Source organism: Streptomyces sp. SID5910, assembly GCF_009862125.1.
GTDB lineage: Bacteria > Actinomycetota > Actinomycetes > Streptomycetales > Streptomycetaceae > Streptomyces.
On sequence record NZ_WWHX01000068.1, the window covers coordinates 1 to 8,732 of the forward strand.

Genomic DNA, 8,732 nt, shown 5'->3' on the forward strand with positions numbered 1-8,732 from the left:
TGCCTCCGCTGCGGCCGGGTCGGCGGCGAGCCGCACTCCGCCCGCCTTGCCCCGACCGCCGGTCTTCACCTGTGCCTTGACGACGACGCGTCCGCCGAGCCGGCGGGCGATCTCGCGTGCCTTCGCGGGCGAGTCGGTGACCTCCGCTCGCGGCACCACGATGCCGTGTTCCTCGAAGAGTTCCCTTGCCTGGCGTTCGGCTTCATACAGTATTCGTCGACTGTATGCAATGTACCGCGAGAGCGCCCCACCCCTCTTGAAGGGACAGGACTTCGCCATGCCCGACGACACCCAGGACGTCATATCCGGCGGGCACCTCGTGGCCAAGGCCCTCAAGGCCGAGGGGGTCGACCGCATCTACACGCTGTGCGGCGGCCACATCATCGACATCTACGACGGCTGCGTCGACGAGGGCATCGAGGTCGTCGATGCGCGCCACGAGCAAGTCGCCGCGCACGCCGCCGACCGTTACGCCCGCATCACCGGCAAGCCCGGCTGCGCGGTGGTCACCGCCGGGCCGGGCACGACCGACGCCGTCACCGGGGTCGCCAACGCCTTCCGCGCCGAGTCACCGATGCTGCTGATCGGCGGTCAGGGCGCGCACACGCAGCACAAGATGGGCTCGCTCCAGGACCTGCCGCACGTCGACATGCTGACGCCGATCACCAAGTTCGCGGCGCGACCGTGCCGGACACGGCGCGGGCGGCGGACATGGTGTCGATGGCGTTCCGCGAGTGCTACCACGGGGCGCCCGGCCCCTCCTTCCTGGAGATCCCGCGCGACGTGCTGGACGCGAAGGTGACGGTGGACAAGGCACGCGTGCCGAAGGCCGGGGCCTACCGTGCCTCCACCCGTTCGCCCGGCGACCCGGAGGCCGTCGAGAAGCTCGCCGACCTGCTGGTGCACGCCGAGAAGCCGGCCATCCTGCTCGGCAGCCAGGTGTGGACGACCCGCGCGACGGAGGCAGCCGTCGAGCTGGTGCGCACGCTCAACGGATCTTCTGCCAGGCCGCGGTCGCCTTCCCCGCGGGGCGGCTGCGGGAGAACGGGAAGCTGCCGGCGCGCTGGGCGATGATGCTGGGTTCGGCCGGCACGCTGCTCGGCTATCTGTCGCTGGCGTTCGCGCCGCACGTCTGGCTCGCCTTCATCGGCTTCGGCGTGTTCAGCGGCATGGGCGCCGGCATGGTGTACGCGACCTGCGTCAACATGGTCGGCAAGTGGTACCCGGAGCGCCGGGGCGGGAAGACCGGCTTCGTCGACGGCGGTTTCGCCTACGGCTCGGTGCCGTTCGTCTTCATCTTCCACGGCTACATGGACGGCTCCAACTTCCGCTGGGTGCTGGTCTCGGCGGGTGTCCTCCTCGCCGCGATGGTGGCGGTCGCCGGCTTCTACTTCCGGGACCCGCCGAAGAACTGGTGGCCGGCCTCCGTCGACCCGCTGAACCCGCCGGACGACCCGCGGGCCCGGCGCTCGCTGGCGAAGAACCCCCCGGCGACCAAGCAGTTCTCCCCGCTGGAGGCCTGGCGGACCGGCCGGGTGGCGCTGATGCGGTTCTGTCTCGCCTGCACCTCCGGCGTGAACATCTTCGGCATCACCTTCCAGGTCGACATCGGTGAGGAGGCGGGCTTCGCGGCCGGCATCGTGGCCACCGCGATGTCGCTGAAGGCGATCGTCAACGGCACCGGGCGCGGGGTCATCGGCTGGCTCTCCGACCTCTACGGCCGCAAGCAGTGCCTGCTGTACGTGTGCGCGATCCTGGGCTTCGCCCAGTTCGGCATCATCTTCGCGGCCGAGATCAAGAACCTGCCGCTGTTCCTGCTGTTCTCCGCGATCTCCGGTTTCGGCGGCGGCGCCATCTTCCCGATGTTCGCGGCCCTGACGGCGGACTACTTCGGTGAGAACAACAACGCCACCAACTACGGCATGGTCTACAGCTCCAAGCTCCTCTCCGGCCTGGGCGCGGGCATGGGTGCCGTGGTCGTCGGCGCCTGGGGCTACAACGGCGCATTCATCCTGGCGGGCTGCATCTCGATCTTCGCCGGGTTCGTGGCGCTGTTCCTCCAGCCGCCGGGACGCTCCAGGAACAAGCGCGTCACGCCCAACCCGCGGCCGCTCGGCGAGGGATGAGAGAGGGACGACGAGAGGGTCGGCCTGACGAGGAAGTGCGCTCCGCACATGACCGGGCGGCCCCTCCCGCGGTACTACGGGAGGGGCCGCCCGGTCCGTGTGCGGGGTCAGTGGCGGCGCTTGCGCAGGGCCGCCAGGCCGTCGTAGCTGATCTTGGCCTCGCGCAGCGACTGCGCGGGGTCGGTGGCGCTCGGGGAGTTGTCGTCCTCGACCATCGGGTTGTGGTAGTTCCGCTCCCCCACCCGGGAGAAGAACGTCGTGTAGTCGATGACGCCGGTGCCGAAGGGAACCATGTCGTAGCCCTGGCCGTTGGTGGTGCTGACGACGCCGTCCTTGGCGTGGAACAGCGGGTAGCGCTTGTTGTTGCGCACGACCAGCCCGGCCGGGTCGAAGACGTTCTTCCGGGTGGAGCCGTCGTGCGCGGTGTACGTGTGGAACTTGTACTGGGCGACGTGCGCCCAGAAGATGTCCATCTCCAGCCAGACCACCTTCGGGTCGGTGACCTTGAGGAAGTACTCCAGCTTCCGGATGCCCGAGCTGCGGGTCGGCCGGCCCTGGTCGTCCAGCGGGCCGCCGTCGAGCAGGAAGCCGTACGCGCTGTCGTGGTTGTGGGTGTAGAGCTTGATGCCCTCGCGGCGGGCGATGGCACCGAGGGCGTTCCACTTGTCCGCGGCCACGTCCCAGTCGGCGCGGTAGGAGCTGCCGGTGGGGTCGCCGCCGGTGCCCATGTGGTCCATGCCGAGGATGTTGGCGATCTCCAGGTGCTTCTTGAAGGTGTCCAGGTCCGCCTTGGTCAGCGGCCAGGAGGACGGGATGAAGCCGTGGTTGCCCTGGGCGCGCAGCCCGTACTCGTCGAGCCAGGAGCGCAGCAGCCTGGCGCCCGCCACGGACTCCAGGCTGGCGCCGCCGGGGGCGTTGGCGTGCTGGCCGTACCCGGCGAACTCCACCTGGCGGTAGCCGTGCCGGGCGAGCTGCTTGAACACCTCGCGGAAGCCGGACGGCAGGTCGCTGGCGAGCGGGTCGCGGGCGGTGGCGTCGCGGACGGTGTAGAGGATGATGCCGCGCTTGTCGGCGGGGACGAGGACCTGCCCGCCGCCGTGCCCGTGCCCGTGGTCGTGGTCGTGCCCGTGGCCGTGGTCCCTGCCGTGGCCTCCGGCGAAGGCGGGGGACGCGCCGAAGACGGGGGCGGCGACGGCTCCGGCCGCGACGGCGGTGCAGGTGCTGAGGAAGCGGCGCCGGCCGACGCCGAGGCTGCGGCGCAGGGCCTCGTCCGGGCCGGCGGAGGCGGTGTCGGCCTCGGTGCGGGAGGGGTCGGAGTACAGGGTCACGGGTGCCTGCCTTCTCGTTCGTGGCCTGCCCTGATGCGGCTCGGGCGGGCCGTTGTCAGTGTCGTGTGTTTCACTCTCAGTAGCCGGAAATTCGGGCCTGACCGTGGATGCGTCAGCCGAGTCCGGCGAGCCGGAGCAGGAGTTGTTTCACGTCGGTGGCCGCCACGCGGTCTCCGACAGCGCGGGGGGTGGAGCAGATGAGGAGCGGACCGTCGTCGTCGCTCGCCGGGAGGCGGCCGTGGCTGCCGCGAATAGGTGAGGCGTCCAGGGGCACGACCGCCATGCGGTAGCGCATGCCGAGCTTCTTGCGGGCCACGGCCGTCGCGGCCTTGACCTTGACGTAGGGGTCGAGCGGGTCCATGAACAGCTCGACCGGGTCGTAGCCGGGTTTGCGGTGGATCTCGACCAGCTGCGCGAAGTCGGGCGCGCGGTCGTCGTCGAGCCAGTAGTAGTACGTGAACCAGGCGTCCGGCTCGGCGACGGCGACGAGTTCGCCGGCCCGGGGATGGTCGAGGTGGTGGGCCTTCTTGCCCTCGTCGTCCAGGAGTTGCTCGATGCCGGGCAGGCCGTCGAGGGCGGCGCGGGTCGCGTCGAGGTCCTCGGGGCGGCGGACGTACACGTGGGCGATCTGGTGGTCGGCGACCGCGAAGGCGCGGGAGGCCATCGGGTCCAGGTACTCCATGCCGTCCTGGGTGTGGACCTCCAGCAGTCCGGCGCGGCGCAGGGCGCGGTTGATGTCCACGGGCCGGTTCACGCGGGTGATGCCGTACTCGGACAGCGCGACGACGGTGCGTCCCTCGGCGCGGGCGTCGTCCAGGAGGGGCGCGAGTGCCGCGTCCAGGTCGGTGGCGGCCTTCAGGGAGCGGGGGTCGTCGGGGCCGAAGCGCTGGAGGTCGTAGTCGAGGTGAGGGAGGTAGCAGAGCGTGAGATCGGGGTGGCGGGTGGCCATGATGTGCCGGGTGGCGTCGATGATCCACTGGCTGGAGACCAGGTCGGCGCCGGGGCCCCAGAAGTGGAAGAGGGGGAAGGTGCCGAGTTTGTCGGTGAGTTCGTCGTGCAGGGCCGGGGGCCGGGTGTAGCAGTCGGGTTCCTTGCGGCCGTCGGCGTAGTAGACGGGACGGGGGGTAACGGTGATGTCGGTGTCGGCGCCCATGGCGTACCACCAGCAGATGTTGGCGACGGTGTAGCCGGGGTGGGCGCGGCGCGCGGCGTCCCAGAGTCTGTCGCCGGCGACGAGGCCGTTGTGCTGGCGCCACAGCAGGACGTCGCCGAGTTCGCGGAAGTACCAGCCGTTGCCGACGATGCCGTGCTCGGAGGGCATCGTGCCGGTGAGGAAGGTGGACTGGGCGGCGCAGGTCACGGCGGGCAGGACGGTGCCGAGCGGTGCGCGGGAGCCGGACCGGCCGAGCTTCTTGAGGTGGGGCATGTGGTCGAGGAGACGGGGGGTGAGGCCGACGACGTCCAGGACGAGGAGCGGGGTCGGTCGGCCGGAGGGGGCCGCTGGGGTGGCCGGTGGCGTCATGGCAGTTCCTTCAGGCCGAGGTCGGTCAGCAGGTCGCGGGCGAGGGTGAGCTCGGCGGCGATGCCGTCGGTGAGCTGGGCGCGGCCGCGGGGGCGCAGCTCGGGCGGGAGGGCCTGCCAGGTGTAGGTCTCGACCTCCAGATGGCGGGTGAGCGGGTGCGGGCCGCCGACGAGGCGGGTCAGCGCAGCCTTGAGCACGGGGAGCGTGGAGGTGAGGGGTGCGGCGGGGGCCGCGTGCAGGGGGACGTGGAAGTGGGCGCGCCAGGGCGCGGTGTCGGGCAGCGGGCTGTCGGCGGACAGGGCCTCGTCGAGGTCGTCCGTGCCGTGCGGCGGCGCGGTCCCGGACCCGTCGGCGGTGCCGGCGCTGCGGGTCTGGTGCAGGAAGCGGGGTTCGGCGAAGGTCGCGAGTGCTTCGCGGACCCCGGGGCGCCGGGGGTGCTCGGCGTGCAGGGCGGCGGAGAGCTGGGACTTGACGACGGGGACGCGGGCCTCGGTCAGGGCGTCCAGGGCGGTGTGCGGGTCTTCGAAGGAGGTGGCGAGGTGACAGGTGTCGACGCAGACGCCGATGCGGTCGTGGCCGATCGCGGTGAGCGGGGCGATGGCGTCGCGGGTGGTCTCCACGACGCAGCCGGGCTCGGGTTCGAGGCCGATGCGGATGGAGCGGCCGGTGAGTTCCTGGAGGGCGTCGAGGCGTTCGGCGAGGGTGACCAGGGCGCCCCGGGCCTTGTCGGCGCGGGTCTGGTCGTAGGCGGTGCGCCAGGCCAGCGGCAGGGTGGAGATGGTGCCCTCGGTGACGTCGTCGGGCAGCAGGCCGGCGAGGACGCGGGCGAGGGAGGTGGTGTGGTCGAGGCGCTCGGGGTCGGCCCAGTCGGGTTTGTAGACGCGGTACTTGACCTCTTCGGCGCCGAAGCCCTCGTAGGGGAAGCCGTTGAGGGTGACGACCTCCAGGCCGCGCCGGTCGAGTTCGGTGCGCAGGCCGCGCAGGGCCGAGGGGTCGGTGACCAGGGCGTGGGCCGCGTCGCGGGCGAGCCACAGGCCGATGCCGAGCCGGTCCCGGCCGAGGCGTTTGCGGACCGGCTCGCAGTGGTCGCGGAGCTGGGCGAGGACGCCGTCGAGGGTCTCGGCGGGGTGCACGTTGGTGCAGTAGGCGAGGTGGACGGTGGAGCCGTCGGGGTGCCGGAAGCGCATCGTTCACTCCCCGCCGCGCAGGATGGAGTTGCCCTCGTGCGTGGCGTCCACCGGGGTCACGTCGAGTTCCAGCCGCCCGCTGAGCCCGTAGAAGGCGACGGGGTTGCGCCACAGCACCCGGTCCACGTCGTCCTCGGTGAAGCCCTCGGCGAGCATCAGGTCGCCGACCTTGCGGGTCTTGAGCGGGTCGCTCCTGCCCCAGTCGGCGGCGGAGTTCACGAGGACCCGTTCCGGGCCGTACTCGCGCAGCAGGGCGACCATGCGGGTCTCGTCCATCTTGGTGTCCGGATAGACGGAGAAGCCGAGCCAGGCGCCGCTGTCCTTGGCCTCCTTGACGGTCGTCTCGTTGAGGTGGTCGACCAGGACCCGGTCGGTGGGCAGGGCGGACTCGCGGACCGCGTCGAGGGTGCGGCGCAGGCCGGCGAGCTTGTCGCGGTGCGGGGTGTGCACGAGGGCGGGCAGGCCGTGGTCGGCGGCGAGCTGGAGCTGGGTGGCCAGGGCCTTGTCCTCGGCGGGCGTCATCGAGTCGTAGCCGATCTCGCCGACGGCGACGACGCGGTCCTTGACGAGATAGCGGGGCAGTTCGTCGAGGACGGGGAGGCAGCGCGGGTCGTTGGCCTCCTTGGGGTTGAGGGCGATCGTGCAGTGGTGGGCGATGCCGTACTGGGCGGCGCGGAAGGGCTCCCAGCCGAGGAGCGCGTCGAAGTAGTCGCGGAAGGAGTCGGGAGAGGTGCGGGGCTGGCCGAGCCAGAAGGACGGCTCGACGACGGCGCGGACGCCCGCGGCGTGCATGGCCTCGTAGTCGTCGGTGGTGCGGGAGGTCATGTGGATGTGGGGGTCGAAGATGCGCATCAGGACTCCTTGCCGTGGGGGTCGGCCGTGCCGTGCGCGGGGCGCGGGGGCTCGGTCAGGGCCAGGACGCGGTGCAGGTCGTCGGGGACGGGACGGCCCGCCGCGGCGCGTTCGGCGGCGTAGTCGGCGAGCATGCGGGCGAGTTCGCGATCGGCGCCGGCCCGCCGGTCCAGGTCCGCCACCTGGTCGACGGGGACGCCGGTGAACAGGCACTTCAGCACGGCGTGCCGCCACTGGTGGGCGTCCAGGTGCCGAGCGGCGTAGGGGCCGAGGGCGGCGGCGACGAGGCGGGTGTCGTTGGTGCGCAGGGCGTCCTCGACGAGCGGGAGCGCGTCGGGGCCGGGCACGAGGTGGGGCAGCGCCTGGAGCACGGCGCGGCGTTCGTCGGCGGTGCCCTGCGCGTACACGCGGGACAGGACGGCGGCGTCGGCGCGGGCCGCGTGCAGGATGAGGACGCGGGCGGCGTCGGCGTGGGCGGGGCCGCAGCGGCGGCCGGCCTCGGCGAGGCGCAGTTCCCAGACGGAGATGGGGCCGTGGGCGCCGGGGTGGGCGGCGGCCTCGTCCAGGGCCTGGTCGAGCCAGGCGCGGGCGGCTCCGTCGAGCCGGGCGGTGAGCGTGGCGCGGAGGTCGGCCGGCGCGGTGCGGGCGGGGGTGGTGCCCTGGGCGGTCTGCTCGGCGGGGGCGCCATCCGTGTCCTGGGTGCGGTGGGTGGCGTGGGATCTGGTCATGGGGTGGCTCCCTTCAGAGGGTGGCGGTCGGCGCGCCCGGGTGGTTCGCGGTGTCGGGGGCCGCTGCCGCCGCCCGGCGGAGGAACGGGAGGGAGTGTGCGGCGAAGTGGGGGCCCGCGTGCGAGTGGCGGGGCAGTTCGACGACGGTCAGGCCCTGGTAGCCGGTGGCGGCGAGGGCCGCGAGGACGGGCGGGAAGTCGATCTCGCCGTCTCCGAAGGGGAGGTGTTCGTGGACGCCGCGGCGCATGTCCTCGATCTGCACGTGCCGCAGCCAGGGCGCGGCCTCGCGTACGCAGTCGGCGGGCGGGAGGGGTTCGAGGCACTGGCAGTGGCCGAGGTCCAGGGTGAGGCCGAGGTTCCCGGGGTCGCCGAGGGTGCGGCGCAGGACGTGGAAGTCGGCGAGGGTGGCCAGGAGGTGGCCGGGTTCGGGTTCGACGGCCAGGGGCACGCCGGCGTCGTCGGCGGCGTCGAGGACCGGGGCGATGGCCTCGGCGAGCCGCTTCCAGGCCGTGTCCTCGTCCGTGCCGGGCGGGGTGATGCCGCTGAAGCAGTGCACGGCGTGCGCTCCGAGGTCGGCGGCGACCCTCACGGCCCGCACGAGGAAGTCGGTGCGGCGGGCACGGTCCTCCGGGTCCGGGTCGAGGAGGGACGGGCCGTGCTTGCGGCGCGGGTCGAGCACATAGCGGGCGCCGGTCTCCACGGTGACGTCCAGCCCGAGTGCGTCCAGCCGGTGCGCGACCCGGCGGGTGCGGGCGGCGAGGCCGGGGGCGAGCGGGTCGAGGTGCATGTGGTCGAGCGTCAGCCCGACGCCGTCGTAGCCGAGGTCGGCGAGGAGACCGAGGGCGTCGTCGAGACGGAGGTCGGTGAGCCCGTTGGTGCCGTAGCCGAAGCGGAGGGGCGACGCGGAGGCTCCGCCGGGCTCCGGCCCCGCGCCGGCGCCGGTCGCGACCGGGCACGCGCTCGCGCCCGGTCCCGGGGCCGGCCTCTGG

7 protein-coding genes and 2 pseudogenes are annotated in these 8,732 nt (G+C 72.7%); 2 read left to right on the forward strand and 7 right to left on the reverse strand.

Annotated features, from left to right (window positions below):
• On the reverse strand, positions 1-210 hold a 210-nt coding region (locus GTW67_RS02910; protein WP_202436755.1), incomplete at its 3' end, for an ATP-grasp domain-containing protein.
• A gap of 67 nt (positions 211-277) precedes the next feature.
• On the opposite strand from GTW67_RS02910, the pseudogene GTW67_RS02915 reads away from it, so the two are divergent.
• Both GTW67_RS02915 and GTW67_RS02920 read left to right on the forward strand, forming a co-directional pair.
• A pseudogene (locus GTW67_RS02915) lies at positions 278-1,044 on the forward strand (thiamine pyrophosphate-binding protein); the annotation flags it as partial.
• Positions 996-2,126: pseudogene (locus GTW67_RS02920) on the forward strand (OFA family MFS transporter); the annotation flags it as partial. The pseudogenes GTW67_RS02915 and GTW67_RS02920, both read left to right, overlap by 49 nt.
• A 107-nt stretch (positions 2,127-2,233) precedes the next feature.
• Here the strand turns inward: GTW67_RS02920 and GTW67_RS02925 are convergent.
• The 6 genes from GTW67_RS02925 to GTW67_RS02950 form a co-directional block, all read right to left on the reverse strand.
• Positions 2,234-3,454 carry a TIM barrel protein gene (locus GTW67_RS02925; RefSeq protein WP_161163219.1) on the reverse strand — a complete coding sequence of 407 codons (1,221 nt, stop codon included), beginning with the start codon at positions 3,452-3,454 and terminating at the stop codon, positions 2,234-2,236.
• Positions 3,455-3,566: 112 nt separating this feature from the next.
• Positions 3,567-4,976, reverse strand: a complete 1,410-nt coding sequence (locus GTW67_RS02930; RefSeq protein ID WP_161163220.1) for an alkaline phosphatase family protein — start codon at positions 4,974-4,976, stop codon at positions 3,567-3,569.
• Positions 4,973-6,163 (reverse strand): metabolite traffic protein EboE, encoded by a 1,191-nt coding sequence (gene eboE, locus GTW67_RS02935; protein ID WP_161163221.1) that lies wholly within the window; start codon positions 6,161-6,163, stop codon positions 4,973-4,975. The genes GTW67_RS02930 and eboE overlap by 4 nt, the downstream gene beginning before the upstream one ends.
• A gap of 3 nt (positions 6,164-6,166) precedes the next feature.
• Positions 6,167-7,015 carry a TatD family hydrolase gene (locus tag GTW67_RS02940; protein WP_161163222.1) on the reverse strand — a complete coding sequence of 283 codons (849 nt, stop codon included), beginning with the start codon at positions 7,013-7,015 and terminating at the stop codon, positions 6,167-6,169.
• Positions 7,015-7,743, reverse strand: a complete 729-nt coding sequence (locus GTW67_RS02945; protein WP_161163223.1) for an EboA domain-containing protein — start codon at positions 7,741-7,743, stop codon at positions 7,015-7,017. The genes GTW67_RS02940 and GTW67_RS02945 overlap by 1 nt, the downstream gene beginning before the upstream one ends.
• A gap of 13 nt (positions 7,744-7,756) precedes the next feature.
• Positions 7,757-8,732 (reverse strand): sugar phosphate isomerase/epimerase family protein (locus GTW67_RS02950; RefSeq protein WP_237518620.1); only part of this gene is annotated, 976 nt, incomplete at its 5' end.